Source organism: Vibrio mediterranei, assembly GCF_900088415.1.
GTDB lineage: Bacteria > Pseudomonadota > Gammaproteobacteria > Enterobacterales > Vibrionaceae > Vibrio > Vibrio mediterranei.
In genome coordinates this window covers 24,091-50,723 of sequence record NZ_FLLQ01000009.1, presented here as the reverse complement: position 1 = coordinate 50,723, position 26,633 = coordinate 24,091, and the positions used below count along the sequence as shown (strand labels likewise).

The 26,633-nt window shown below is 44.1% G+C and carries 24 protein-coding genes; 15 read left to right on the top strand and 9 right to left on the bottom strand.

All coding sequences use genetic code 11. From position 1 onward, the window contains the following. Positions 1-13 precede the first annotated feature (13 nt). Complete coding sequence (locus VME0621_RS21200) at positions 14-1,270, top strand: O-antigen ligase family protein (protein WP_062462386.1); 1,257 nt, start codon at positions 14-16, stop codon at positions 1,268-1,270. On the opposite strand, the gene VME0621_RS21195 is transcribed toward VME0621_RS21200, so the two are convergent. Next, the gene (locus tag VME0621_RS21195) at positions 1,267-1,971 is read right to left on the bottom strand and encodes a 3-deoxy-D-manno-octulosonic acid kinase (protein WP_062462567.1); all 705 of its coding nucleotides are present in this window, start codon (positions 1,969-1,971) and stop codon (positions 1,267-1,269) included. The two genes, VME0621_RS21200 and VME0621_RS21195, sit on opposite strands and share 4 nt — an antisense overlap. Positions 1,972-2,091: 120 nt before the next feature. Between VME0621_RS21195 and VME0621_RS21190 the strand changes: the two genes are divergently transcribed. Together VME0621_RS21190 and VME0621_RS21185 are read left to right on the top strand one after the other, a co-directional pair. Next, positions 2,092-3,144, top strand: coding sequence for a glycosyltransferase family 9 protein (locus tag VME0621_RS21190; RefSeq protein ID WP_062462383.1), 1,053 nt, complete (start codon positions 2,092-2,094; stop codon positions 3,142-3,144). Between the two features lie 235 nt (positions 3,145-3,379). Further along, positions 3,380-4,165 carry a glycosyltransferase family 2 protein gene (locus VME0621_RS21185; protein ID WP_231892987.1) on the top strand — a complete coding sequence of 262 codons (786 nt, stop codon included), beginning with the start codon at positions 3,380-3,382 and terminating at the stop codon, positions 4,163-4,165. Here the strand turns inward: VME0621_RS21185 and VME0621_RS21180 are convergent. Continuing rightward, entirely contained in the window at positions 4,134-5,168 is a 1,035-nt protein-coding gene (locus tag VME0621_RS21180; protein WP_062462380.1) for a glycosyltransferase family 9 protein, read from the bottom strand. The genes VME0621_RS21185 and VME0621_RS21180 overlap by 32 nt on opposite strands. A 140-nt stretch (positions 5,169-5,308) precedes the next feature. Between VME0621_RS21180 and coaD the strand changes: the two genes are divergently transcribed. Together coaD and VME0621_RS21170 are read left to right on the top strand one after the other, a co-directional pair. Continuing rightward, complete coding sequence (coaD, locus tag VME0621_RS21175) at positions 5,309-5,803, top strand: pantetheine-phosphate adenylyltransferase (protein WP_006071252.1); 495 nt, start codon at positions 5,309-5,311, stop codon at positions 5,801-5,803. Between the two features lie 190 nt (positions 5,804-5,993). Beyond that, the gene (locus VME0621_RS21170) at positions 5,994-7,391 is read left to right on the top strand and encodes an ArnT family glycosyltransferase (RefSeq protein WP_231892986.1); all 1,398 of its coding nucleotides are present in this window, start codon (positions 5,994-5,996) and stop codon (positions 7,389-7,391) included. Positions 7,392-7,441: 50 nt separating this feature from the next. On the opposite strand, the gene VME0621_RS21165 is transcribed toward VME0621_RS21170, so the two are convergent. From VME0621_RS21165 to rph, 3 genes are all read right to left on the bottom strand, one after another. Then, the gene (locus VME0621_RS21165) at positions 7,442-8,422 is read right to left on the bottom strand and encodes a WaaS/CpsH family glycosyltransferase (protein WP_062462374.1); all 981 of its coding nucleotides are present in this window, start codon (positions 8,420-8,422) and stop codon (positions 7,442-7,444) included. Between the two features lie 150 nt (positions 8,423-8,572). Beyond that, entirely contained in the window at positions 8,573-9,214 is a 642-nt protein-coding gene (pyrE, locus tag VME0621_RS21160; protein WP_062462562.1) for an orotate phosphoribosyltransferase, read from the bottom strand. 292 nt (positions 9,215-9,506) lie between these two features. Beyond that, positions 9,507-10,223: a ribonuclease PH gene (gene rph, locus VME0621_RS21155; protein ID WP_038231040.1), complete on the bottom strand. Its 717-nt coding sequence runs from the start codon at positions 10,221-10,223 to the stop codon at positions 9,507-9,509. A gap of 199 nt (positions 10,224-10,422) precedes the next feature. On the opposite strand from rph, the gene VME0621_RS21150 reads away from it, so the two are divergent. Continuing rightward, entirely contained in the window at positions 10,423-11,289 is an 867-nt protein-coding gene (locus tag VME0621_RS21150; RefSeq protein ID WP_006071261.1) for a YicC/YloC family endoribonuclease, read from the top strand. Positions 11,290-11,490: 201 nt separating this feature from the next. Here VME0621_RS21150 and VME0621_RS21145 read toward each other — a convergent pair whose 3' ends face one another. Next, entirely contained in the window at positions 11,491-12,861 is a 1,371-nt protein-coding gene (locus tag VME0621_RS21145; RefSeq protein ID WP_062462371.1) for an NCS2 family permease, read from the bottom strand. Positions 12,862-13,251: 390 nt separating this feature from the next. On the opposite strand from VME0621_RS21145, the gene gmk reads away from it, so the two are divergent. From gmk to recG, 6 genes are all read left to right on the top strand, one after another. After that, on the top strand, positions 13,252-13,875 hold the full coding sequence (gene gmk, locus VME0621_RS21140) for a guanylate kinase (RefSeq protein WP_031494034.1): 624 nt from the start codon (positions 13,252-13,254) through the stop codon (positions 13,873-13,875). A gap of 178 nt (positions 13,876-14,053) precedes the next feature. Further along, positions 14,054-14,326 (top strand): DNA-directed RNA polymerase subunit omega, encoded by a 273-nt coding sequence (rpoZ, locus tag VME0621_RS21135; RefSeq protein ID WP_006071268.1) that lies wholly within the window; start codon positions 14,054-14,056, stop codon positions 14,324-14,326. 45 nt (positions 14,327-14,371) lie between these two features. Beyond that, the gene (gene spoT, locus VME0621_RS21130; RefSeq protein WP_006071270.1) at positions 14,372-16,489 is read left to right on the top strand and encodes a bifunctional GTP diphosphokinase/guanosine-3',5'-bis pyrophosphate 3'-pyrophosphohydrolase; all 2,118 of its coding nucleotides are present in this window, start codon (positions 14,372-14,374) and stop codon (positions 16,487-16,489) included. A gap of 63 nt (positions 16,490-16,552) precedes the next feature. Beyond that, positions 16,553-17,239, top strand: a complete 687-nt coding sequence (trmH, locus tag VME0621_RS21125) for a tRNA (guanosine(18)-2'-O)-methyltransferase TrmH (RefSeq protein WP_062462368.1) — start codon at positions 16,553-16,555, stop codon at positions 17,237-17,239. A 96-nt stretch (positions 17,240-17,335) separates the two neighbouring features. Continuing rightward, on the top strand, positions 17,336-17,623 hold the full coding sequence (locus VME0621_RS21120) for a GIY-YIG nuclease family protein (RefSeq protein ID WP_062462365.1): 288 nt from the start codon (positions 17,336-17,338) through the stop codon (positions 17,621-17,623). A gap of 854 nt (positions 17,624-18,477) precedes the next feature. Beyond that, positions 18,478-20,556: an ATP-dependent DNA helicase RecG gene (gene recG, locus VME0621_RS21115; RefSeq protein ID WP_062462363.1), complete on the top strand. Its 2,079-nt coding sequence runs from the start codon at positions 18,478-18,480 to the stop codon at positions 20,554-20,556. A gap of 122 nt (positions 20,557-20,678) precedes the next feature. On the opposite strand, the gene envZ is transcribed toward recG, so the two are convergent. Further along, entirely contained in the window at positions 20,679-21,998 is a 1,320-nt protein-coding gene (gene envZ / locus VME0621_RS21110; RefSeq protein WP_006071275.1) for a two-component system sensor histidine kinase EnvZ, read from the bottom strand. Positions 21,999-22,091: 93 nt separating this feature from the next. Then, the gene (gene ompR, locus VME0621_RS21105; protein WP_006071277.1) at positions 22,092-22,811 is read right to left on the bottom strand and encodes an osmolarity response regulator transcription factor OmpR; all 720 of its coding nucleotides are present in this window, start codon (positions 22,809-22,811) and stop codon (positions 22,092-22,094) included. 356 nt (positions 22,812-23,167) lie between these two features. On the opposite strand from ompR, the gene VME0621_RS21100 reads away from it, so the two are divergent. Then, the gene (locus VME0621_RS21100) at positions 23,168-24,031 is read left to right on the top strand and encodes a helix-turn-helix domain-containing protein (RefSeq protein WP_062462360.1); all 864 of its coding nucleotides are present in this window, start codon (positions 23,168-23,170) and stop codon (positions 24,029-24,031) included. Between the two features lie 61 nt (positions 24,032-24,092). On the opposite strand, the gene greB is transcribed toward VME0621_RS21100, so the two are convergent. Beyond that, on the bottom strand, positions 24,093-24,578 hold the full coding sequence (gene greB, locus VME0621_RS21095) for a transcription elongation factor GreB (RefSeq protein ID WP_006071280.1): 486 nt from the start codon (positions 24,576-24,578) through the stop codon (positions 24,093-24,095). 282 nt (positions 24,579-24,860) lie between these two features. Between greB and VME0621_RS21090 the strand changes: the two genes are divergently transcribed. Beyond that, positions 24,861-25,394 (top strand): hypothetical protein, encoded by a 534-nt coding sequence (locus VME0621_RS21090; protein ID WP_062462357.1) that lies wholly within the window; start codon positions 24,861-24,863, stop codon positions 25,392-25,394. Positions 25,395-25,868: 474 nt separating this feature from the next. Further along, complete coding sequence (locus tag VME0621_RS21085; RefSeq protein WP_062462354.1) at positions 25,869-26,633, top strand: hypothetical protein; 765 nt, start codon at positions 25,869-25,871, stop codon at positions 26,631-26,633.

The following is a 26,633-nucleotide window of genomic DNA, read 5'->3' as shown; positions in this document are numbered from 1 at the left end:
GTGTAATGATAAAATGAATGTAAATTTAACTTTAAAAAATAAAGCTGCAAGCAAAGCGAATATTTTCTTTCTTATCGGTTTGTCGATTTCTATTCCGGCATCTAAAGCTGGAATGAACGCTTTTTTGTATCTTTATGTTCTCAGTTCTTTTGTTTTGCTGAGAGCAAATGCCATTGATATTTCTAAAAACCAATGGCTTTTGCTCAAAAGCTCTTTAGGTGTCTTCCTTATTGGTACTATTTTAGCTTTCTTCTCCAAAGGTGCTGACAATGACGTCGTTGTCTATATACAGAAGTACTTTTACCTATTGGTCCCTATAGCCATAGTCATTACCACACAGAATAATAAAAAGGCATTAAAATGGTCTCTGGCCTCTTTCCTTCTAAGTATTCTTGTATGCTTGCTTATCGACTTTTATCAATATGCCTTCATTTATGATTTTTTCAGAGATGCACCGGGTCGGTTATGGGGGCAGATAGGTTATAGTCGCTGGCCAGTGGTTCTTGTTACTGCAATTTCAATCTTTTTGCTCATTGAGCTTAATGCCACAGACCTAAAGACCAAGTTGCTAATGATTCTTTTAGCAGCCTTTTCTTTCTTCGGTATCATTCTCTCTGGAACCAAAGGAGGCCTAGTTGCGACCGCAATACTAGGCATTTTCTATATTGCTATCAAAATACGCAAAAACTGGTGGATTGCGCCTGTAATGGGAGCTGTACTCGTTATCTTGGTAAATAGTGCTTTTTTTCAGTCTACTATAGCCAGTCGGTTGGTTGTTAATGAATCAATTACACTACGTATTCTAATGATAGATACTGGCCTTGAGCTAACCGAAAGTAATATTAAGAATGATGTTCCATATTTTCTGTTTGGCGGAGGCATCGACAAGCCTGAGGTTCCTTTCCAAAAAGCTTTAGATAAGCTTCCCTCAAAGACTCTTGAAAAGCTAACTTATCAAGATTTGCAATGGGGTCATACAGACTTACATAATAGTTACTTGGATCAATTACTGAAAAGTGGATTCCTGTTTTCACTATGCTTTTATGCTTTTGTTATTTTCATTGCTATTCAAGCTTATCAAGCCTTATCAACCGTCAATAAATACAAAGGCTTATCCACTCTATTCTGGGGAACACTAGCTTCCTATGCGATTTTTAATTGCTTCTACAGTAACTTTTCGGATTACGCCGTTTACTCGCAGATATACTTTATAGCTTTGGCTATTTCCTTACCTATCGCCTTATGCGATAAAACGGTGAATAGGACCTAGACTTTAAGTATCTCTCTTTTCAGTACTTCGAGTTCCTGTCCCGTAAAATTCACACCGCGCTTGTTTCTTTCTTTAAGAAACGAGCGCTGCAATCTTTCAAAATTTCCAATTTTCCACTGCTCACCGCTTTGCTCGTAGCACTTATCAAAATCAATAATCCAGACCTTTTCCTGCTCATCAATCAAAATATTGTGGATATTGAGATCAGTATGATTTACCTGTGCTTGATGCATCTTGCGAATTTCTTTACCAATCTTACGATACATTGTCTCTGGTAACGCCTGCTCCTGCAAAATAGAAACAAGATCTCGAGCGTTGGGGATTTTTTCACTCAGCAAGTCAGCTTTGTAGTAAAGGCCTATTTTAGTTGCTTGTGCAGCGATCGGTCTTGGCACATTGACCCCCGCTTTAATCAAGGTTTGAAGCAATTGAAACTCTTGATAGCTGCGAGTTTTGTCCCAGCTCGAAAACCAATACTGGTCTTTCACCAATTTACCGAACAAGCCTCCACGGCGATAATGACGTAGTGCCCCCTCGATAGTTTGTGTTTCTACAAACCACGTTGTTCCGCGCCCTTGAGCGCTACCAATGACTCGGTTATTGTCTTGCCAATATTGAGGGTCAAATACCTTTTCGATCGGCTCCTTCAGCAAGCTTTCATCAAACCAGTAAGTTGTGTTGTTGTTTTTAACTGTTTTCAATTTCTTGCTCCAATATAAGGGGGCTGCATGAAGGTGGAGAGTCATTTTCCATCCATCTGATTTTACATTCATTCCGCCCCCCTGCATAATCTTTACATCTGTCTCTAGCTTTGCGATTTTATGGCACTTTTTGATACCCCACCTCAATCCATATGTATTTTGCGTCTGTCTGCCATTGGTGATGTCTGCAATACCATTGCAGCCGTGCAAGCCATTCAGACCTATTGGCCCGAGACTAAAATCACTTGGATTACCGGTAAACTTGAAGCTCAGTTGCTAGAGAGCATTACTGGTATCAAGGTTGTTGTATTTGATAAAAAAGCTGGTTGGCAAGGCTACAAGCAGCTTTGGCAGCAATTGAAAGGGCAGCAATTTGACGCTCTATTACACATGCAATACGCATTTCGCGCTAGCATTGCGACATTAGGCATCAAGGCAAAATATAAGCTTGGTTTTGATGGAGAGCGTGCGCAAGACTTTCAAGGGCTATTTACTAATGTAAAAGTCCCTTCCCCGAGAAAAATGCACGTTCTTGATGGGCTAATGGCTTTTACCGAAACGCTGGGAATGCCAGCCACAGAACCTACATGGCAACTTCAATACTCTGAAGAAGATCATGCCTGGGCTAAGCAATATATTGTTTATCAGCGCAATTTGGTCATCGTGCCTGCGGCAAGTAAAGGCTATAAGAACTGGACCGCTGACGGCTATGTGGATGTGATTGAACATGCGATAAAGCTAGGCTGGAATATACTACTCGCGGGAAGTCCTGCTCAGATCGAAATTGAGCTTAGTGAAAAGATTGAGAAAAGTCTCTCATCGCCTATTACTAATCTGGTTGGTAAAAGTAGCTTGCTCCAAATGCTTGCCCTTCTTGATCTAGCCGATTTAGTTATTGCACCAGATACAGGTCCTACTCATATGGCTAACGCCATGGGAACTCCAGTTATAGGCCTGTATGCTCACCATAACCCAAAGCGTACTGGGCCGTATAACTATCAGGATTATGTAGTGTCTGTATATGAAGAGGCGATTTTAGCTGAGACGGGAAAACCAAGTGCAGAGCTTAGTTGGCGCGCTCGAGTTAAGGATAAAAAAGCAATGCAGCGAATTTCGTCAAATGACGTGATTGAAATGTTCGATAAGGTTATCGAGGTGGAAGAGATAGATTAGCCCCCAAGTGACCAATCCATCGTCATCCCCTTAAAAAAGGGGAACTCATGAAGCGCGCTGTGGAGTTGAGTACGCTTTAATTACTAGGCCGTTATTCACGTAGTCACTCGCTTTGGGAGATCCTCACTTTCGTGAGGATGACGTGAAAAGTGAGGATGACGAGATAATTGGGGACGGCGAAAATTTACGAATTACATTACCCCTCTATAATAACCGGGGGTACAAACCAAGGACCATTACCGTGACCAAACCAACACTTGCTGTTGCAATGATTGTAAAAAACGAATCCAAGCACCTACGTGCCTGTCTCGAGTCTGTGCAAGGCTGGGTGGATGAAATCGTCATTATGGATTCTGGTAGTACTGATGATACCGCGGAAATAGCAGCGGAGTTTGGTGCGAAGTTCCACGCAAACCCTCAGTGGCCTGGATTTGGACCACAACGACGTTTGGCACAAAGTCATGTAGAGTCAGACTTTGTATTCTGGCTTGATGCCGATGAGCGAGTCACGCCAGAGCTCAAACAAAGTATTGTAGAGGCTGTAGAAAAGAATCTACCCTCCACTATCTATCAATTTGCCCGCCTTAGCTGGGTATTTGGGCGCTTTATTAAGCATTGCGGCTGGTATCCTGACAAAGTATTGCGTCTTTATCCAACCAAACTAACTCAATACGATGACTCTTTGGTTCACGAAAAAGTTGAAACAAAAAGCGACATGCAAATTGAGACGCTGAAAGGCGACTTGATCCACTACACCTACGATGATATCCATCATTATTTAGTCAAATCGGCTGGCTACGCCAAAGCTTGGGCAGAACAACGAGAGAAACGTGGAAAACGCTCAAGTATCTCTCAAGGGATCATTCATGCTATTGCGTGCTTTGTAAAAATGTACATTATCAAAGCTGGATTCTTGGATGGTAAGCAAGGCTTTTTGTTATCAATTCTGTCAGCGCACTCTACCTTTGTGAAATACGCTGACTTGTGGGTTAGGACAAGTACTGAGCCGCCCAAGGATTAAGCTCTGCAGCTACCTCAAGTAAATCAATGCGAGTCATATTCTCTTGGCTTGCTTTGTCCTCAGCTTTTGGTGGGCAGAAAGCAATGTGTCTGCCGTCTGAATTCAAAGGCTTCCAACGCAGTGGGGTTGCTGAACGCTTAGCCGGGAAAAAACCGACGGTTGGAACATCTAAAGCAGCCGCGATATGTAGTGGACCCGTCGAGCCTGCGATAAACAAACTCGCACAAGCGAGTGAGCATGAAAAATCCACCAGCCCATCATTTTTGTCATAAACAACACTTCGAATACTGTTGTTCGCGAGCAGTTGTTGCAGCTCTCTTGCTTTATCTTGTTCTCCAGGCCCAGCAGTCAATACGATTTCAGCACTTTGCTCAATACCTGTAATCAACTCACAATACTGTTCTAAAGATAGATTATTGGCTGAGCCACCGCTTCCCGCATGAACGTAAATCCATGGTTTAGCTTTGTTTAGTTCGAACTGAGAGGAAAGTTTTTCTTTTTGCTTAGCTAACGCATCAAGGGAGAAAGAGAAATACGGTGCGCGAGGCTCAACAATATCGATTTTTTGGTCTTTTAAAAATGCTCGAATTAGATCTAAGTTATATTCGTATTCAGGCTTAGCACTTTGCGAGCGCTTTTGTTTGATGCGTTTGTTGTAGAAGATTTGCGCTAACTTAGTTGCTGGGGCGAGTCGGTATGGGATTTTTGCTTTCCAAACCAATAAAGCGTTATATGTCGTTGAGAATAAATTAATCGATGCATCGAATTTCGCACCTTTTAAGGTATTTACGAGTGTTGCCTGAGTGTGTTTATCCGCTTTTTCTCCACAATCAATAATCACTTCATCAATCCACGGACATGCTTTTGCTAAAGCGACTGTATAACTGGGTACAAGCGCAGTAATGCGGCATTCCGGCATAGACGCTTTGAGCATCGCGAAGCTCGGCCAAGCCAACATAAAATCACCGATTTTATCGTTTCGAACTACCAGAATGTTTTTCATGTGCTCTTTCTCTTTATTTCGTATACCTAGCAACTCAAGGATAATAGCAAGTCATTGGATTAATGATAACTGTTGCGTGTCTGTTTGTTCGCATCTATAAAATGTTACACTGAACAAAATTTCTTACTAGAGCAAACATTGTGACCCAAAAGCGTTTATCTCGAGTTATCTACCCTGGTACATTTGACCCTATCACCAATGGCCACCTTGATCTTATTGAACGAGCGGCCACTATGTTTGATGAAGTGATCATAGCGATTGCAGCAAGTCCAAGTAAGAACACCATGTTTACGCTGGATGAACGTGTAGAATTCGCTCGCGAGGTCACCAAGCATTTAGAAAATGTTTCAGCCAAAGGGTTTTCTGGACTACTGGTGAATTTTGCTGAAGACGAGAAGGCCAATGTCCTTATTCGTGGTCTACGAACCACTGTCGACTTTGAATATGAGTTCGGGTTGACCAATATGTACCGACGTTTGCTGCCCGGTTTAGAGAGTGTGTTTCTCACTCCGGCAGAAGAGCATGCTTTTATTTCTTCAACCTTAGTTCGAGAAGTCGCCATACATGGCGGTGATGTTAGTCAGTTTGTACCACCCTTAATTGAAAAGGCACTGCAAACTAAAAAAGTCGTCTAACTGTGGAACTTTGTTTATAAAATTACACTCCCTAACAATAGATTGATTGCCAATTTATTGACCTACACTTAAAGAATGTGTGAGACTTCGTGAGTTTTTATTTAGCAGGATGATATAGCTATCATCCTGTTTTGGTTTGTAACAGAGACCCTGTTATCTGTTTTGGCGACAAGTTGGAGCTAACAAAATGATTAATAAAGAGCGAACGCTGTGGACCTTGCTAATTGGTGCGTTGCTCATCCGCCTACTCTCTCTTGGGTTTTATCCACTTATGGATACGACCGAGTCACGTTATGGAGAAATGGCGCGAATGATGGTGGAAACCGGAAACTGGTTAACACCTCTGTTTGATTATGGAGTGCCTTTCTGGGGCAAACCACCGCTATTCACTTGGATGAGTGCTGCGAGCGTTGAACTGTTTGGCCTATCTGAGTTTACGTTACGTCTTCCACATTGGGTGGCTGGGGTCTTAGTAGTGTGGGCAGCGGCATGGTTCGCGAAAAAGAATGGTTATAACCCGCTTGTTGCTGCTGTTGTGTTATCTACGACGCTCGTGTTCTCCATTTCTGCCGGTGCAGTAATGACGGATATGGCGCTTACTGTAGGTTTAACGCTAGCGATGATTGGCTTCTATCAATGCTGGCGTGGTGAGACTCTCTGGGGCTACGTTGGCTTTGCGGGTCTCGCGATTGGCTTGCTGGCTAAAGGACCAGTGGCCATCGTCTTATTTGGTCTGGCGGTCTTCCCGTGGATGGTAGTTCAACATGGCATTATCGGTGCGTTTGTTGAACTGTGGCATCGCTTCCCGCTCATCAAAGGCACATTGTTAATGCTTGCCATCGCCTTGCCTTGGTACATCATGGCTGAACGGGCTACACCAGGCTTTATCGATTACTTTATCGTTGGCGAACACTATAAGCGTTTTGTTGAACCAGGCTGGACAGGCGACCTATACGGGTCTGGTCATGAGGAGCCTAAAGGGAAAATCTGGTTCTTCTGGCTATTAGCGGTACTACCATGGTCAATCATTTTGCCTATTTTAATGCTAGTTCGCGCCAAATTTGGTTGGGAGCAAGCAAGACAGAATCACGGTTTTACCAGTTTTGCAATTTGGTGGGCATTGTCTCCGTTGATTCTATTTACGATGTCGAGCAATATCTTGCCAACCTATGTTCTCCCGGGCACGCCAGCTATCGGTCTTTTGTTGGCTATTTTCTGGAAGAAGAAGGACACCATTTGGTTGGCAATTGCATCACTGATTGTTCCAGTGGCACTGATTGCAGCAACTTATATGCTAGCAACAGGAAAAGTTGCTGATAATAGTGATAAGGCGATCTTTGAAACTATCGATCCTAATGTACGTACTTTCTACGTCTACCCAAGATCATACTCAGGTCAGTACTACAGTAACGGTCAAGCCAAGGTGTTTGAATCGGATGACCAAGTGAAAGGGTTAAACGAGTTCTACATCATTTCGTACAAAGATAGGCAGCGTGACTTTATACCATTTAAGGAAAAATACGACTGTAGTAATCAGGCTGTAGCAGAAAGCCACGATCGAATGGCTTTGCTTTGTAAGGTAAAGTAGTTACTACTAGTCAAAAGAGAAAATGCCAAGGAAGAACCTTGGCATTTTTATTAATAGCCAATATGCTCAGTCAAATTCTCGACCCAACTTTCTAAGGTATATTTGCTAGTTGTTTTTGGTGCTGGCTTTTTATAATTTAACTCAAAAAAGCCATCAGGAAGTTTTACGTTGTCTGGTTTAATGATGGCGATATTAGACTGATCATAGAATTCATATTGAGCAATATCTTGACTAGTCGTTACCAACTTCCTGTTGTAGGCCAACGACTCATATACACGAAATGAAAGTCCATTCTGCTTACCCTGCCCAAGGTCAAGAACTGCACGACTAGATTGAATCAACGCGGCCAACTCATCTTTGAGCATAAGGTGTTCTGTGACCTTAATTCGCTCATGCGTAATAAATTTACGCTTTCTTGGGTGGTCAATGTAAAGGTATACATCTGCATCAATAGTTGGATTAGCATCTAAGAAACAACATAATTCCTCATATCGTTTCTTTGTAAATGACATGACTGAAAACAAGTCATGCTTCGCTTCTTCTATCGGCGAACAAGTTCCAATTGGAGGAATATAATTGTAGGTTTGAATAAACCCGTGACGCTGACAGTCTTCAGGCTCGAAACTAAATATGACATCAAACTGGTCAAGATCCGTCCCGTTTTGAGGCATTCTATTCAAGCTATCCCAAAGAGATAGCACCAATTTTCCACTATGTTGCTTCATTAAAGTAAAGTGCTGCTGATTAAAGATATTCGGTTCGGTACAGATGATAGCGTCGTACTTCCCTGAACCCTTGAACACTCCTTTCAAAGACCAATAGATCTGCTCTTCCGTCCTTTGATGTTTGTATTTTTCTTTACTCACTAGATCGAGCATCTTTGACATCACACGGTGTGGTTTACTGTAGTAGTGGAAATCAGCTAAATCTCTAGTGTCTAAATGCGTGACTTCATGGCCTTGCCGTCTTAGCTCTTCAACAATTGGTGTTGCAAGATCTGCCCAATCAGGGCAAATGAACAGTAGTTTCAAGGTCAAGCTCCAGTCTAATGCAATCTGTTGATAACTTAGGGTACACTATGCTTAGGACGAAGTTGATTACTTTTGAAGAGAGTAATGAGATAAAGCGCCTAATGACAGGTAGCATTAAGCGCATTTTTTGATAGAAATTTAGCGTGGCACCTAGATACCGTACTCAGCACGATAAGCTTTCACCGCCTCTAAATGCTCAGCGTTATCACCTTTCTCTTCAAGGAAGGTAACAAGGTCAGTCAAGCTTACAATCGAAATGACCGCACAGCCAAAGTCACGTTCTACTTCTTGAATCGCTGATAGCTCGCCTTTACCCTTTTCTTGACGGTCAATAGCAACAAGTACGCCAGCTAGATCAGCGCCATTGGCTTTAATGATTTCCATCGACTCGCGAATCGCTGTACCGGCGGTAATCACATCATCAACCAACATAATGCGGCCTTCTAATGGGCTGCCAACCAAGTTACCACCCTCACCATGGTCTTTTGCTTCTTTACGGTTGAAGCAGTAAGGAGTATCTAAATCGTGGTGGTCAGCCAGCGCAACTGCTGTCGTTGTCGCAATAGGGATGCCTTTATATGCAGGGCCAAACAGCACGTCATAATCAATGCCAGAATCTGCTAACGCTGCTGCATAGAAGCGACCTAGACGTGCAAGGTCACGGCCAGTATTGAAAAGCCCAGCGTTAAAGAAATAAGGGCTTTTACGACCAGATTTAAGGGTAAATTCGCCAAATTTTAGAACTTCTTTTTCTAGTGCAAATTCAATAAATTCACGCTGGTATGCTTTCATTTTTTCTCTCTCGGTTGTTGTGTTTAGGTATGCCATTGTCATACCTGATTTAGATAAAGGTCTAGTCAAAGTTGTCGCTCGCTTTGAGTAGATTCCTGCCTACGCAGGAATGACGCGAGCAGTAAATTGACTAACTTAAAATCTCGTCACCCCACTAGCCGCGCGCCTGCGCAGGCAGGGGTCTGCTCAACGCAATCTCCAGGCTTTAGTAGATTCCCATCTTCGCGGGAATGACTTACGACGTTAGCCTATATCTTAGTCAAAAAAATAGCCCCCTTACGGGAGCTATCAATCAATCTTCTAATGCCAGCTTCTGAGCTGCAACGATCTCGGCAATGCCTTTATTTGCTGACTCCAGCAATGCCATTAGTTCTTTGTGAGTGAACGGTTCGCCTTCCGCTGTCCCCTGAATCTCAATCATTCGACCGTCTTCAGTCATTACCACGTTCATATCGGTATCCGCAGCTGAGTCTTCGGTATACTCAAGATCGCATAGGATGTCTTCGCCTAAAATACCGACAGATACTGCAGCAACGTGGCCTTTCATTGGGTTCGCTTTTAGTTTGCCTTTCGCAACTAAGTGAGCGAACGCATCTGCCATTGCCACACTTGCACCTGAAATAGACGCCGTACGTGTACCACCGTCCGCTTGAATCACATCGCAATCAACAGTGACCATGATTTCACCCATAGCCTCTAAATCAACAACAGCGCGAAGGCTGCGGGCGATTAGGCGCTGGATTTCCATAGTACGGCCGCCTTGCTTACCACTCGCTGCTTCGCGACGCATTCTCGAATGCGTTGAGCGTGGTAGCATGCCGTATTCTGCCGTTACCCAGCCTTTACCTTGGCCTTTTAGCCAGCGAGGTACATTTTCCTCTACCGTTGCATTACACAACACTTTGGTATTGCCGAACTCGACTAATACAGAACCTTCTGCATAAGCGGTATAGTTGCGAGTAATTTTTATTGGGCGCACTTGGTCTGCTGCGCGATCATTTGGACGCATGGACATTACCTTTGTTGGGGAAGAGGATTTGGTTGGGCGAGGATTATAGCGAAGATGGCTTTACGGGTCTAGCATCCTAAGTGCTAGGAACAATTCAAAACATCCACCATTGGATATCTCAACGTGTATGACTTAGCGCACCTCACTATGCTAACATGAAGACAGTTTGAACAATTTATCAATCCAAGGAAATCAATCCATGATCTACAGCATGACCGCATACGCGCGTAAAGAAGTCAAAGGTGACTGGGGTAGCGCAGTATGGGAAATCCGCTCAGTAAACCAACGTTATCTAGAAACTTACTTCCGTCTTCCTGAGCAGTTTCGTGGTCTAGAACCTGTACTTCGTGAACGTTTCCGCAAACGCCTAGCACGCGGTAAAGTCGAATGCCACTTGCGCTTCGAAGCAAACCCTGCTGCAAAAGGTGAGCTGAGCATCAACGAGACACTCGCTCAGCAAGTGATTGGTGCAGCAAAGCAAGTTATGACAATGACAGGTGAAGATAGCCGCCTAAATCCATTCCAAGTGATGCAATGGCCTGGTGTAATGGAAACACCTGAACAGGATATGGATACCATCAATAAAGCATTGCTTGAGGGTTTCGAACAAGGTCTTAGCGACTTCATCGATGCTCGTGCTAGCGAAGGTGAAAATATGAAGGCGCTTATTGTTCAGCGTCTTGAAGCGATCACTGCTGAAGTAATCAAAGTCCGTGCTCGCATGCCAGAAATTCTTGAGTGGCAACGTGAACGCCTACTAAGCAAGTTTGAAGAAGCAAAAATCGAGCTTGATGCCTCACGCGTAGAGCAAGAACTCATTCTACTGGCACAGAAATCAGACGTTGCTGAAGAACTGGACCGCTTAGACTCTCACGTTAAAGAAACAACCAGCATCTTGAAGAAAGGTGGCTCTGTAGGTCGTCGTCTTGATTTCATGATGCAAGAGTTCAACCGTGAGTCAAACACACTGGCATCTAAGTCTATTAGCACCGATATCACGGCTTCTGGTGTAGAGCTAAAGGTTCTTATTGAGCAAATGCGCGAGCAGATCCAGAATATTGAGTAAATCTGTTGAATGATAAAAAAGCAGGCCTCAGCCTGCTTTTTTATTGCTTGAATATCACAAGTTAGGAGTTAAATTGACCGTCACCATTGCGCAGGTAGAGGTATACTCAACACGCGCACCAAGCCCAAGAAGATTCTTGCGGGCACAGACGCACGGCTCATGAAATAACATTACTGTGAAGAGCTCTGCCAACTAAAGTGATTACAGCAGCGCTAAATACGCCATAAACACCACAGACAGCACATAAATCACAGGATGCACCTGTTTCCCTTTCCCTGCCACAACCATACTAAATGCATAACTGATAAAGCCCATCGCCATACCATTCGCTGGTGAGAAGCTTAATACGGTAAACATAATTGTGAAGAAGGCAGCGATGCGAGACTCTTTCTTTTCCCATTTAATATCGCCTAAGCGACCAATCATATAGATACCAACCACGACCATAGCTGGCGCTACCATTGCCGCAGAGAATAGCGAGAACAACGGGTATAGGAAGAGTGATAGTAGGAATAGACCCGCTACGACGACTGCAGCTAAGCCAGTTTTTGCACCTTGTGATGAGGCAATACCAGACTCTGAGAATGCCGTGACTGATGTGGTACCAAACACTGAACCCATTACTGTACCACCTGCATCTGCAATCAGCGCAGAGCGTGCATTAGGTACCTTACCATCTTTATCAATGATACCGGCATCACGACCTACCCCTACGATAGTGCTGAGCCCATCGAAGAAATCGACAATCAAAAAGATGATCATAATAAACAGCAGATCAAACATCTTCTCTGCGGTAATCCCTGAGAAATCGAAGATAGCACCAAAGCTGCTCGCCATGCTTGGCGGCATTGCCACGAGTTGCTCTGGAATTGGTGCATTGTTGGTTCCCATGAAGGTATCAGCCAGAATCGTAAGCACGATAGCGGACACAAAAGAGATAAATGTAGCCAACTTAATATCGCGAACCATACAGCCTAATGCGATAAAGATACTGATATACGCGATGATGACTTTCGGGTCAGAAATATCGCCCATACTCACGAGAATAATTGGGTTGGATACGATAATACCCGCATTCTTAAGACCAAGAAATGCAATAAACAAACCAAGAGAAACGGTAATAGCGAGTTTCAAATCTTCTGGAATCGACTCAATCATCGCTTTGCGTATTTTAGTTAACGATAAAATAAGATAGATAACACCAGAGAAAAAGATGCCAAGCAGCGCTTCATGCCAAACTAATGCCACAGAACCACTTAGCAACATACCTTTAAAGAAACCATTCATGCTCATACCGGGAGCTAGCATCACAGGGTAGTTACCAAAAATACCCATGATTAGCGTAGCGAAGGCCGCAGCCAAAGCCGTTGCTGTAAATACAGCGCCTCGCTCCATTCCAGGAATGTCCCCCAAAATGGCTGGGTTGACCGCCAAAATGTAGCTCATAGCAAGGAAAGTGATAAAGCCAGCGTATACTTCAGTACCGATAGTGGACTTACGCTCACTCACTTTGAAGGTGGATTCAATGATAGAAGGGCTAGCTTGGCGTTGCCCGGTTAGTTCTGCACTCACAGTAGGACCTATAGCGATAAAATGGGAGACGCAAACGTATGCGCGATAAAAATATTGGCGCGAATTCTAATCAGACTCAGGAATAAATCAATGCTTTTGTGAGTTATTTTTATCTCTTTAAAAACAAAACGTTGATATTTAAGCAAACGTTTGCCTTTAAACAAAAAGAACAACAGGCTTCTGCGATGTTTTTGCTCCCTTTTAAAATGCAGCCACTCGTTGCCTGAGTACTTCCCGGATGACTTGTCGAGCTCCTAGCAAACATGATACTCTTCGCCTCCATTTTTCTGGCCGATTTTTAAACGCTTTGGTCAGTGAACGTATAGAATAGAAGTATCAAATAACGATATTCTCTACCCCTTCAACCCAAGATGTGGACTCTGAAAAATGATAGGTAAAGGTACGCTTTATATCGTGTCAGCACCAAGCGGCGCTGGTAAATCGAGCTTAATTTCAGCAATGTTGGAAAAAAACCCAACATACGCAATGAAAGTATCAGTGTCTCACACGACTCGTGGTATGCGTCCTGGTGAAGAAGATGGCGTTCATTATCACTTTGTTGAAAAAACCGATTTTGAATCGTTAATCGAACAAGGTGCGTTTTTGGAATACGCCGAAGTCTTCGGAAACTACTACGGTACTTCTCGTCTATGGATTGAAGAGACGCTAGAAAAAGGCATCGATGTATTCTTGGATATCGACTGGCAAGGCGCTCGTCAAATCCGTGAACAAATGCCAGAAGCGAAAAGTGTCTTTATTTTACCACCATCTAACAGTGAGTTAGAGCGTCGCTTGAACGTACGTGGCCAAGACAGTGATGAAGTAATCGCTAAGCGCATGAGCGAAGCGAAGTCAGAAATGTCTCACTACAATGAGTACGATTACGTCATTGTCAACGACGACTTCGACGGCGCACTTGTTGATTTTAAAGCTATTTTGCGTGCTGAGCGTCTTAAACAAGACAAACAAGCGGTGAAATACAAAGGTATGTTAGACGCCCTACTTGCCGAGTAAGGTAGATTTTAACCATTTCCTTGCAAAGTGAGGCTCAAAATAGGGTCTCACCCCAAGCAAATAATGCAATAAACCAGAAGTAACAGTAGCTAATAGGATCATTTGTGATCTAGAATCTAAACGTAATAGCCTGTATACTTTCTCGTCATCAAAAATTTAGTTAACTATTGGAGTTCTTATGGCACGCGTAACTGTTCAAGACGCTGTTGAAAAAGTTGGTAACCGTTTCGACCTAGTTCTTATTTCGGCTCGCCGCGCACGTCAGATGCAAATCGGTGGTAAAGATGCATTAGTGCCAGAAGAAAATGATAAGCCAACGGTTATCGCACTTCGCGAAATCGAAGAAGGCTTGATCACGAAAGAAGTACTAGATGCACGTGAACGTCAAGAGCAGCAAGAGCAAGAAGCTGCAGAACTAGCGGCAGTAAGCAGCATTGCTCACAACCGTTAATTCCTAGTACCTAATCAGAGTTCCATCGACTTTCGGGCCTAAAATTTGTACCTATTCGATAGCCTTAAAGACGTTGCCCAAGAATACCTAACAGAGCCTCAAATTGAGGCTCTGCGTCAATCTTATGTGGTAGCAAGAGATGCCCATGAAGGGCAGACCCGCTCTAGCGGTGAACCATACATCATCCACCCTGTTGCTGTAGCTCGTATCCTCGCGGAAATGCGTCTGGATATTGAAACGCTACAAGCGGCACTGCTGCATGATGTTATTGAAGATACGGAAGTCACCAAAGAAGAGCTAGAAGAACAATTTGGTACGACGGTGGCGGAACTCGTCGACGGCGTATCTAAGCTCGATAAGCTTAAATTCCGCGATCGTAAAGAAGCCCAAGCAGAGAACTTCCGTAAAATGGTTCTCGCTATGGTGCAGGACATTCGCGTTATTCTTATAAAGCTGAGTGACCGTACCCACAACATGCGCACGCTTGGGGCTCTTCGTCCTGACAAAAAGCGTCGCATTGCTCGTGAAACCCTTGAAATCTATGCGCCACTTGCGCACCGATTAGGTATACACAACATCAAAACCGAGCTTGAAGAGCTTGGCTTTGAAGCGCTTTACCCAAACCGTTATCGCGTACTAAAAGAAGTCGTGAAATCGGCACGTGGTAATCGTAAAGAGATGATTCAGCGAATCCATAGCGAGATTGAAGGACGACTGAATGAAGTTGGCCTCAACGTTCGCGTATTGGGACGTGAGAAAAACCTCTTCTCTATCTACAACAAGATGAAAACCAAAGAGCAGCGATTCCATACCATCATGGATATCTATGCTTTCCGCGTCATCGTAGATACTGCAGACACTTGTTATCGAGTCCTTGGTCAAGTCCACAGCCTGTATAAGCCACGCCCTGGTCGCATGAAAGATTACATCGCGGTACCAAAAGCGAACGGCTATCAATCCTTACACACCTCAATGGTGGGTCCTCATGGCGTTCCAGTAGAAGTACAAATTCGTACTGAAGACATGGATCAAATGGCGGACAAAGGTGTGGCAGCACACTGGGCATACAAGGGTAATGGCGACCGTACTGGCACCACTGCACAAATTAAAGCGCAGCGCTGGATGCAAAGCCTACTTGAGCTACAACAAAGTGCTGGCAACTCCTTTGAATTCATTGAAAACGTAAAATCGGATCTGTTCCCAGACGAAATTTACGTGTTCACACCAAAAGGTCGTATTGTCGAGCTGCCACTTGGCGCAACCGCTGTCGACTTTGCTTACGCTGTCCATACCGATGTGGGTAACACCTGTGTAGGTGCGCGAGTGGATCGTAATCCATACCCACTTAGCAAAGCACTGAAAAACGGCCAAACCGTCGAAATCATCAGCGCACCAGGTGCAAGACCTAATGCAGCATGGCTTAACTATGTGGTGACTTCACGTGCCCGCACTAAGATCCGTCAGGTTCTGAAGACAATGCGCCGTGAAGAATCTGTAGTTTTAGGACGCCGCCTGCTGAACCATGCTCTAGGCCGTCACTCTGTTGATACTATCTACCCAGAAAACATCAACGAAGTGCTAACCGATCTCAAGCTGGGCAGTATTGATGACCTGCTAGCCGCTATCGGCCTTGGTGAGTTGATGAGTATCGTTATTGCCCGTCGTCTACTTGGCGATACCGATGAACTGACGCAAACAAGTTCAGTGCCAACGTCGGGTAAACGCTTACCGATCCGTGGTGCAGAAGGTATCTTGCTGACGTTTGCCAACTGTTGTCACCCTATTCCAGATGATCACATCATCGCACACGTTTCTCCGGGCCGTGGCTTGGTGGTACACCGAGAAACTTGTCCAAATGTTCGTGGTCACCAGAAAGAGCCAGATAAATACATGGCGGTTGAATGGAGTGACGATTACGAGCAAGAGTTTACTGCTGAGCTAAAAGTTGACCTGCAGAATCACCAAGGCGCGCTCGCAGAGCTGACCAATGTGATTGCCAAGACAGGCTCTAATATTCACGGTATCTCTACAGAAGAACGCGATGGCCGTTTGTACACAGTCACTGTACTGCTAACGACCAAAGATCGTGTTCACTTAGCTGGTATTATGAAGCGCATTCGTGTGATGCCACATGCACTACGTGTTAGACGTCGTAAGAACTAACACAACTGCTTGATCTAATACGGGTTCGATAATTATCGAGCCCGTTTTATTTGGAACCTATTGATGAACTTAGAACGCTACACTCGTATCCAAGAAGTGCTTAAGGCACGCCAACCTGACCTGACTTTACTGCTAGAACAAGTCCATAAGCCCAATAATGTCTCAGCGGTCATTCGTACTGCCGATGCTGCTGGGGTACATAAAGTTCATGCAGTTTGGCCGGATGAGAAAATGCGTACTTTAAGTCACACCTCCGCAGGCGCTAGAAACTGGGTTGAGGTTGAAACTCATGATACTGTAGCTGATGCCGTTCGCACGTTAAAATCTCAAGGTATGCAGGTACTGGCCACTAACCTTTCCGAAAACGCTGTCGACTTTCGTGATATCGACTACACCAAGCCAACCGCGATTATTCTTGGTGGCGAGAAGCACGGCATCACCCAAGATGCACTCACCGAAGCAGATCAGGACATCATTATTCCTATGGTAGGCATGGTGCAGTCCTTAAACGTCTCAGTCGCCAGCGCACTGATTTTGTTTGAAGCTCAAAGACAACGCCAGAATGCCGGCCTGTACGATCGCAATGTCAGTGCTCTGCCCGAAGAAACCATCCATCGAATCCTATTCGAACGCGGCCACCCCGTACTGGCGAAAGTTGCCAAGAAAAAGCGCCTCCCTTATCCACCACTCGATGACCAAGGCCAAATTGTGGCGACAGAAGAGTGGTGGCAAGAAATGCAGAAAAAATAGAAACGAGTATGGTTTAAGGCTGGTTTTATAGTTCCTTTGAAGCTCCTCGCAACACTACTTTTAACCAACTCTATTCTAAGAGTTTTGTGGTTGAGCATGATGAAGCAAGCTAGTGTTTATATCTTAAGTTCTAGGAGCAACAAGGTGTTATATGTTGGAGTTACTTCTCAGCTGAAACAGCGTATCTGGCAACATAAAAATGGCGTTGTTGATGGGTTTTCTAAAAAATACCATGTAAATAAACTGGTCTTTTTCGAAGTTCACCAATCCATGACGGCAGCTATCATTCGCGAGAAACAAATAAAGCGTTGGAAACGGGATTGGAAAGAGAATCTGATCAAAAGCATGAATCCAAATTGGATGGATTTGTATGATTCACTTTAAGTGAATGTTTGGATTCAACGCATAAGACCACACCAATTTATTCGTCACCCTTGCGAAGGCTGGGGTCTACTTAACGCGTGCACCCTACCTTGAGAAGATTCCTGCCTACGCAGGAATGACGAGCGCTATGAATATAACGCATGAGGCTAATCCAAGTTATACGTCCCCCCCTGAGAAGGCAGAGGCCTACTTAACGCGAATACCCTGCCTAGAGAAGATTCCTGCATGCGCAGGAATGACGCTCGTTTGGGATTCAACGCATAAGAATACCCCAATTTATTCGTCCCCCCTACGAAGGCTGGGGTCTACTTAACGCGTGCACCCTGCCTAGAGAAGATTCCTGCATGCGCAGGAATGACGAGCGCTATGAATATAACGTATTAGGCTAATCCAAGTTATACGTCACCCCTGAGAAGGCAGAGGCCTACTTAACGCGAATACCCTGCCTAGAGAAGATTCCTGCATGCGCAGGAATGACGAGCACTTTGGATTCCACGCATAAGAATACCCCAATTTAATCGTCACCCCGGCGAAGGCAGGGATCTACTTAACGCGTGCACTCTACCTCGAGAAGATTCCTGCATGCGCTGGAATGACGAGCGTTTTGGATTCAGCGCGTAAAACTAAGCCAATTTATACGTCACCCCTGCGAAGGCAGGGGTCTACTTAACGCGTGCACCCTACCTTGAGAAAATTCCTGCATGCGCTGGAATGACGAGCGCTTTGGGTTCAGCGCATAAGACTATTCCGATTTATGCGCCTCAAACTCAATGTACAATACCTCTCTAAAAACTGTACAAAAAGACAGTAAAATGCTTGAATATCTGCATATAACATTTTGATGGATGGTAAATATGGCTCAGCTGTTATCGGCAATTTCTCTTTCTTCGCTTTCTGGCGTAGGAGCTAAAGTCGCTGAAAAACTGGCGAAAGTCGGCTTACACTCGGTTCAAGATTTACTGTTTCACTTACCTCACCGTTATGAAGATCGTACTCGTATCTATCCGATCGTTCGTTTGCATCCTGGTCTTTGGGGATCGGTGCAAGGGAAAGTCATGAGTAGTGATGTGGCTTTCGGGCGTCGCAAGATGTTGACGGTTAAAGTAAGCGATGGCAACGGTACTATTACACTACGCTTCTTCAATTTTACCGCAGCAATGAAGAACAACTTCTCTGAAGGTCGCCTTATTGTCGCTTATGGTGAAGTTAAGCGTGGCAACCATGGTCTTGAGATCATCCATCCAGAGTACAAATTTCAAACCGAAGGTAAAGCGCCAAAGCTAGAGCAAACCTTAACCCCGGTTTACCCAACTACAGAAGGGTTAAGGCAGCTCACACTGCGTAACCTCACTGACCAAGCTCTTGAGCTCATGGACAAAGCAGCCGTAGACGAGTTGCTTCCAAGCGGCCTTTATAACCAACAAATAACCCTCGCCGAGGCGCTACACACCATCCATCGTCCACCACCAACGATTAATTTGGACGACTTTGATGAAGGTAAGCACCCTGCTCAGCAGCGACTGATTATTGAAGAGTTGATGGCGCAAAACCTTTCTATGCTAGCGGTGCGCAGTAAAGGTCAACAAGATACAGCCATTGGCTTAGCGCCTGTTGAAAAACTGAAAGATCAACTTCTTGAACAATTGCCTTTCTCCCCTACAGGCGCGCAATCAAGAGTGGTGCAAGAAATCGAAACTGATCTTGCTAAACCTATTCCTATGATGCGCCTAGTTCAGGGTGATGTGGGTTCTGGTAAAACCTTGGTAGCCGCGCTCGCTGCTGTTCGTGCGATAGAACATGGCTATCAAGTGGCTATGATGGCACCGACCGAATTACTTGCCGAACAGCATGCCATCAACTTTGCAGGTTGGTTTGAAGCCATGGGGATACAAGTTGGGTGGTTATCAGGAAAACAAAAAGGCAAAGCTAAGGAAGCGGAGTTGGCACGTATTGCCAGCGGTGAAGCTCAGATGGTCGTAGGGACGCACGCCCTATTCCAAGAGTCGGTTGATTTTCACAACCTTGCGTTGGTTATTATTGATGAGCAACATCGCTTTGGTGTCCACCAGCGCTTAGAGCTGCGTGAGAAAGGCGCTAAACAAGGTTTCTACCCTCATCAGTTAATTATGACGGCCACACCGATCCCAAGAACCTTAGCCATGACGGCATATGCCGACTTGGAGACCTCAGTAATCGACGAACTGCCACCAGGAAGAACACCGATTCAAACCGTTGCCATTCCAGACACAAAACGCGACGACATCATTGAGCGTGTCAAAAATGCTTGCTTACACGAGGGCAAACAAGCGTATTGGGTTTGTACATTGATCGACGAATCAGAGGTATTGGAAGCACAAGCCGCCGCTGAGACCGCCGAAGATCTGCAACGTAAACTGCCTGATCTTAAAATCGGTTTAGTTCATGGCCGAATGAAACCGGCTGAAAAACAACAAGTGATGAAGCAGTTTAAAAACAACGAACTACACCTTCTAGTTGCAACAACCGTTATTGAAGTTGGTGTGGACGTCCCTAACTCCAGTTTAATGATCATCGAAAACCCAGAGCGCCTTGGTCTAGCTCAATTGCATCAGTTACGGGGCCGTGTTGGCCGTGGTAGCGTGGCAAGTCATTGTGTGCTGTTGTATCACTCCCCACTCTCTAAAACTGCTCAGAAGCGCTTAGGCGTACTGAGGGAAAGTAATGACGGCTTTGTTATTGCGCAAAAAGATCTAGAGATTCGTGGCCCTGGTGAGCTACTTGGCACCAAACAAACTGGACTGGCTGACTTTAAGATTGCTGATTTAGTGCGGGACCAAAGATTAGTACCGGAAGTTCAACGAATTGCGCGACATGTGCACGAACAGTACCCCGAGAATGCCAAGAAAATTATTGATCGCTGGTTAGGAGACAGAGAGTTTTACGCCAAAGCATAAGACGCCTGCTCTCTATATCATCGCCACTCTACAAAATAACGCCGTCATCCCCTTGAAAAAGGGGGATCTTCTTCAGCACGCCGCTTACGTAAAACAAACCTTCTGCACAACCAATAAGTCCTCTACCTCAAACCATTCTTAGCCACAGGGAAACTCACTTGTGCCTTCAGTCCACCAGCGCTGCGATTCGAAATACTCACTGAGCCGTGATGCTGACTAATAATCCGCTTCACAATCGCCAGTCCTAGACCTGTCCCTTCACTGCCTCGTGCGGTATCACCTCGCGTGAAAGGTTCGAATAGACGACCGATTTGGCTCTCTTCGATACCCGGACCATTATCTTCAATGGTGACCCAAGCCAGTTTGTTGTCCGCGGTCATACCTGTGGTGACTTTCACCCAACCATTGCCGTAACGAACCGCATTAACCACCAAGTTGGTAATAGCACGTTTAATCGCAATTGGACTGCCTTCAATATCTTTGATAGTTGCCATTGGGGCATATTCTATCTGGATTTCATATCCGCCTTCTGATGAGACAATATCAGAAGAAATGTCATTCAGGCTCATCGGTTCAAATGACTGAGTATTAACCGGTTTTAGGTAATCCATAAACTGGCCAATGATTTCATTACACTCTTCAGTGTCGCTGATGATGCCCTCTGCTAAATAGCTGTCTTCGGGCGACATCATTTCTGTCGCAAGGCGAATTCGCGTTAATGGGGTGCGAATATCATGGCTGATGCCCGCCATTAATAAGGTACGGTCTTGCTCAAGCTCTTGAATACCTTTTGCCATTTGGTTAAAGGCACGCGTAACCGAGCGAATCTCAGACGCCCCCTTCTCAGGTAAAGGTGGCGGGATTTCCCCTTTACCCACCAAATTGGCGGCATTTTCGAGTGCGGTAAGTGGCCGGTTTTGCAAGCGGATGAATAGCCAGCCACCCGCAATCACCAATAGCGCCATAATCAAACTGTTTCTAAACAGCGGCGCAAAGTCTTCTTCCTGCAACTCTGACAGCGGAATGCGTATCAACGAGTTGGGCAGTGCATCTATCTTCATCCAGAGGATGTAGCTTTCAGCTCCCAGAATCAGCCTAACTTCAGTTTTTGAATCCAGTTCATCACTCATCTCCTCGCTCATCAGGTCGATAGGCATCGCATGGTTAAACTCGTTTGCCATCGCGCTGTCATCAGCATGAATAGTGACACCCAACTGCTCCAATACACGTCGGCGTAAAGGAGCATCCATTTCAAGCTGCTCATCAATCGCTTCATTGTCTTCCAAGAAAAACGATAGCTCATGCGCCAGTATCTTATTGAACTGCTGCAAACTAGGTACAAGAGCGTAGTTGTACACGGCGTAATAAGAAAAAACTTGGCTAGCAATCAAGAGTGTAAAAAACAGCAGAATGGATTGCGTGAAGGAGCTACGAAATCGCATAGGTTTTCCTTAGAGAGCGAAGATGAGAAGAATCTGAGGTAGATAATAAACAAAAGGCCCTGAATCCATCCAGAGCCTTATCGACATTTCTGATTATGCTTCTTTGCCGTCCGGCACAAATACATAACCTAGACCCCACACAGTTTGAATGTAGCGAGGTTTGCTTGGGTCGATTTCCAGCATGCGACGCAGACGAGAAATCTGTACGTCGATAGAACGTTCCATTGCCGAGTACTCACGACCACGAGCCATGTTCATCAGCTTATCGCGGGACATCGGCTCACGTGCGTTGGTCACCAAGGCTTTTAGTACTGCAAATTCACCAGATGTTAGAGGCATTGCCTCTTCACCACGGAACATTTCACGTGTACCCAAGTTCAAACGGAAATCACCGAACTCAACCACTGACTCTTCTTGGCTTGGCGCGCCAGGAGCTTCAATAGTTTGACGACGTAATACCGCTTTAATGCGAGCAAGTAGCTCACGAGGATTAAATGGTTTCGGTAGATAGTCATCCGCACCGACCTCTAGGCCGACAATACGGTCAACTTCATCACCTTTGGCTGTCAGCATCAGAATCGGCAACATGTTGTTGGCGTTACGTAAACGACGACAAATCGACAGGCCATCTTCACCTGGTAGCATTAAATCCAATACCATAAGGTGAAAGTTTTCACGGGTTAACAGGCGGTCCATCTGCTCACTGTTAGCAACACTGCGTACTTGGAATCCTTGCTCTGATAAGTAACGCTCTAGTAATGCACGTAGACGTGCATCATCATCAACAACTAAAATCTTGTGATTTTCTTGCATATTCGATTCCACCACTAAAAAGCAATTTACCGACCCCTCCGTCAACAAAAAAGTGTGTCAGAAGAGTATCTGCACTAAATGTAACATTTCATGGCCAATAATTGCGCAGAGAATTGTTAACGTTTATTAATTATGGCTCATATCAGACACATTCGTCACTGCTCTAAGTGATATAAGTGATGTATATCTAATGTTGCCTAATTTTACTTGCTGCAACTTCGTTAACCTGCACGCTAACTATTCAACGTCTACTAACCCTTTGTAACGTTTTAAAATATGCTTTTGTGCGCCCCGCCAAGCCCATGTCATATAACCTAAGTAAACTATCACTAGTTTATCGAACTCAAGGAGAGATTATGACATTTGAAGCACAATCGGAGAGTCCGTTTTCACGCGATAACTTCGCACAAGCACTGAAGTATTGGCGCAATTTTAATGGCATGTCTCAATTGGAACTGGTTGAAGCACTGAGCTTATCCCATCGAGCATTTCAAGGGATAAACCAGCCAATGCTCAGTAAGTGGGAGCATGGCAACGGACAGCCTTCATTGATGCGCCGAATCGGGGTCGCCACGTTTTTCCAGCAAAGTTACCATTATTCAGAAGATGAACGTCGCATCATTCAAGGGGTCGAAAAATATGATGACTTCTTTAGAGGGTTTGACACGCTTTACCCTTATACGATTGATACTTATGAAAGCTATCGTTGGGATAATCTGCCAGAGATCTATCGAGAGCAAATCGTCTACGCACAAGAGAACTATCGTTTTATCACGTTTCAAGAGCTGATAGACGTCATGTCCATTCAAGAAATCAACGTGGTTCTTGCTAAGCACCGGGACGCGGTGGTTGGTCATATTGTGCATGGTAAGGATATTAACGGGCAGAACTGCCTACTTAGCTATGTGGCGCTTAATAAAGACTTGCATCGATTAGTGCATAACTACGCGTGTGAGTTGTTTGAAGGTAAAACCTTACTTATCACCGCGATCAAGCCTTACGCTAAAACTCTGATCTCGGATATCTATATTCCTGAAAAGTACCAAAGCGGACATATTACTGTGTATGAATGCCAAGTCGACACGCTAGCCGCCAATCCGTTTTTCGACCAAATTCACGATGAAGGGCGAATCCTAACGTTACTGAGCCATCATCAGAAGATTCAACGTAACCGCCGCTCAGCTCCCACACACAAAACGGACGAGTTAGCTCTGTCATAAATCACAGCACGCAATTTGAGCTCTCAAAGACATACCACTTTAGGAGCTCAAATCGCTCTATTTATTCAGAGTGCTGTTGGTAAGTGATGGAGTTAATAAACCACTCCTTATCTCCTTGAGGGGTCTTCACCACTACCTCATCATCCACTTGTTTTTTTAGCAGCGCCCTCGCCATAGGAGAATCAATCGATATATAACCTTTTGCATCGCCGTAAATCTCTTCGGGACCAACAATCCGGAAATGCATGGTTTCACCTTCTTCATTCTCAATCTCCACCCAGGCACCGAAAAAGACCTTACCTTCTTGTTGAGGTGAATAATCAACAATGGTGACCTCAGGTAAGAACTTGCGCAGAAAGCGAACACGGCGATCGATTTGGCGAAGCAAACGCTTATTGAAGGTATAGTCGGCGTTTTCAGAGCGATCACCTAGACTCGCCGCCCACGTCACTATCTTAGTGACTTCAGGACGTCGCTCATTCCAGAGGTAATCATGTTCTTGTTTCAGTTTGTTGTAGCCTTCACGCGTGATCAATTTGGTCTTCATTTTGCTCTCTATTAATAGCAACTGCTGCTGAGAGATTATAACGAACTATTTGACTTTGTATGAACCCAAAATCCTCCCTCCTTGCACACCAACGAATTGCTGAAATGATAGTAAACCGTCAAAACACCATTTTAAACTACCTAATTATCAACATGGTTACCCAATGATTTATATCGTTTTTATTTTTTATTAGGACTTATTCTTTTACTTACCCCCTTAACTAATACCAATAATGAATTCTCAACGCATCACTTTCGAACATTCACTGTTAAGGAAAACATCATGTTTAGAAATAAAGCCTCTTTTCTACCTCCACTTAAACTTACCAAAAGAGATCTTCAATTAGAGGATATGGAGCAATTAGGCGTACATTTTGTTCATGGCACTAATTCAAGCGCTTTAGAAGGGTTGGTAAAATTCCGAGCGTTATTATCGGCTGAGGATATAGACTGTACCCCTTGGTTCCATCGGGCTGAGGGACTAAAATCTGGAGAAAGGGGGAATACATTTAACAACTTGTATCGCAATCAACCCATAAGCCAAGGGGTTAGCCTTCATTACACTCGCAACTACCACGAATGTCTTAATCATTATGCCAAACTCGGATTACTCGGCGAGGACAACTATGAAGTGCTAATCGGTTTAGACTCATTTGTCCCGCTGCGTGCTAAGTTTACCTCACATCCCGTTAGTATCGGTGGTATTAGCATAATGCGAATCTGCGCAATTTATGTTCCTGCACAATATGTTTCAGACGTAAGAGAGATGTTCCAAACAATTCCCTCTTTAGTCACCAAAGTACGAAGTTTTAGATAGTTGACCAACACTTTCGTGAAGATAAACCCCATAGAGTGCTGAAGATATCACTTCGCTTGGCACTCTTTCTTAAAAAGTCATTGACTTCTTTTTATTTATCAACTTTAGAAGCATCTTTCAAATAAATCCGCCAACCAACAACTAATCCAATTGTTGAAAAACCTCTCATATCAAACCACAAACTAATACCAAATTCTAATATTTAATTTTCAGTAGTTTCTCTCTCAAGTTTGTTTATTTTAGTGCAATAGGCTCTACAGCTGGCGAAAAGCTCAACATCAACAAGAATTAGTGCTGTATAAAAATACAACAGAAATTATAACCAACTGATATAGCTAACTTTTTATTTTTTATAATCATTTATTAGTTAACTGGGTTCCAAAAAAACAATAAATTCCATCTCGAATCAGAACACACTGACATTCATATTTAACCCCACTCAAGCAACAAACTATTTAATTTGGAAAATAACTCATGACTTTTAACTTAACAAAACAAACTCTAGCTAGCAGCGTTGGCCTTGTATTAGCACTAAGCACATCATCAGCAATGGCAATCGATAACGATAAGGATGTGCATCCGGGACAAATGGGCGAATATGACTTCTCATCTTATTATGGCGAACACAACAACATAAAAAATCGAAACGTGGAAAGCAAAGACCTTCAACTAAACATCACAGCAAATGTTAACTATGAAGGCGCCATTTGTTCATTTGATTTTGATAGTGGTGCCGGGTTTGATGTTCAATTTGGCGATGTGACACTCAATAATGAGAAAGACAATACTCTTGATACTCGAGAAACGGGCTTACAATTAACTGGTAATGGCTGTGAAATGGCGTTTTTTAATATTGAAAATACATCAATGAATGGAAAAAGTGCAACAGAAGGAAAGTTTGCCTATCCCGTTCAAGATGCCTATTGGAAGGAAAATGATCAGACTTGGTATGCACTAGGGGACGATATTGGCGTATGGTTTACAACGGTTATCAAGAAAAAAGACTCCGAGATTACAGCATCTATTGATGGCAATAATAAAGTCAAGATCGAGAATGGCTATAAAATTGTAAAAGCAGGAGAAACATCAGAATGGCACCGACTTGCAGAATTTGCCAAAGATAATACTCTTACATTAACAACGATTATGAATATTGACCATAGGAAGTACGCTATGTGGAATCACACGGCAGATAAAGAAGTCAATAAAGTAATGTCTTTTACTGCAAAGATTCAATAA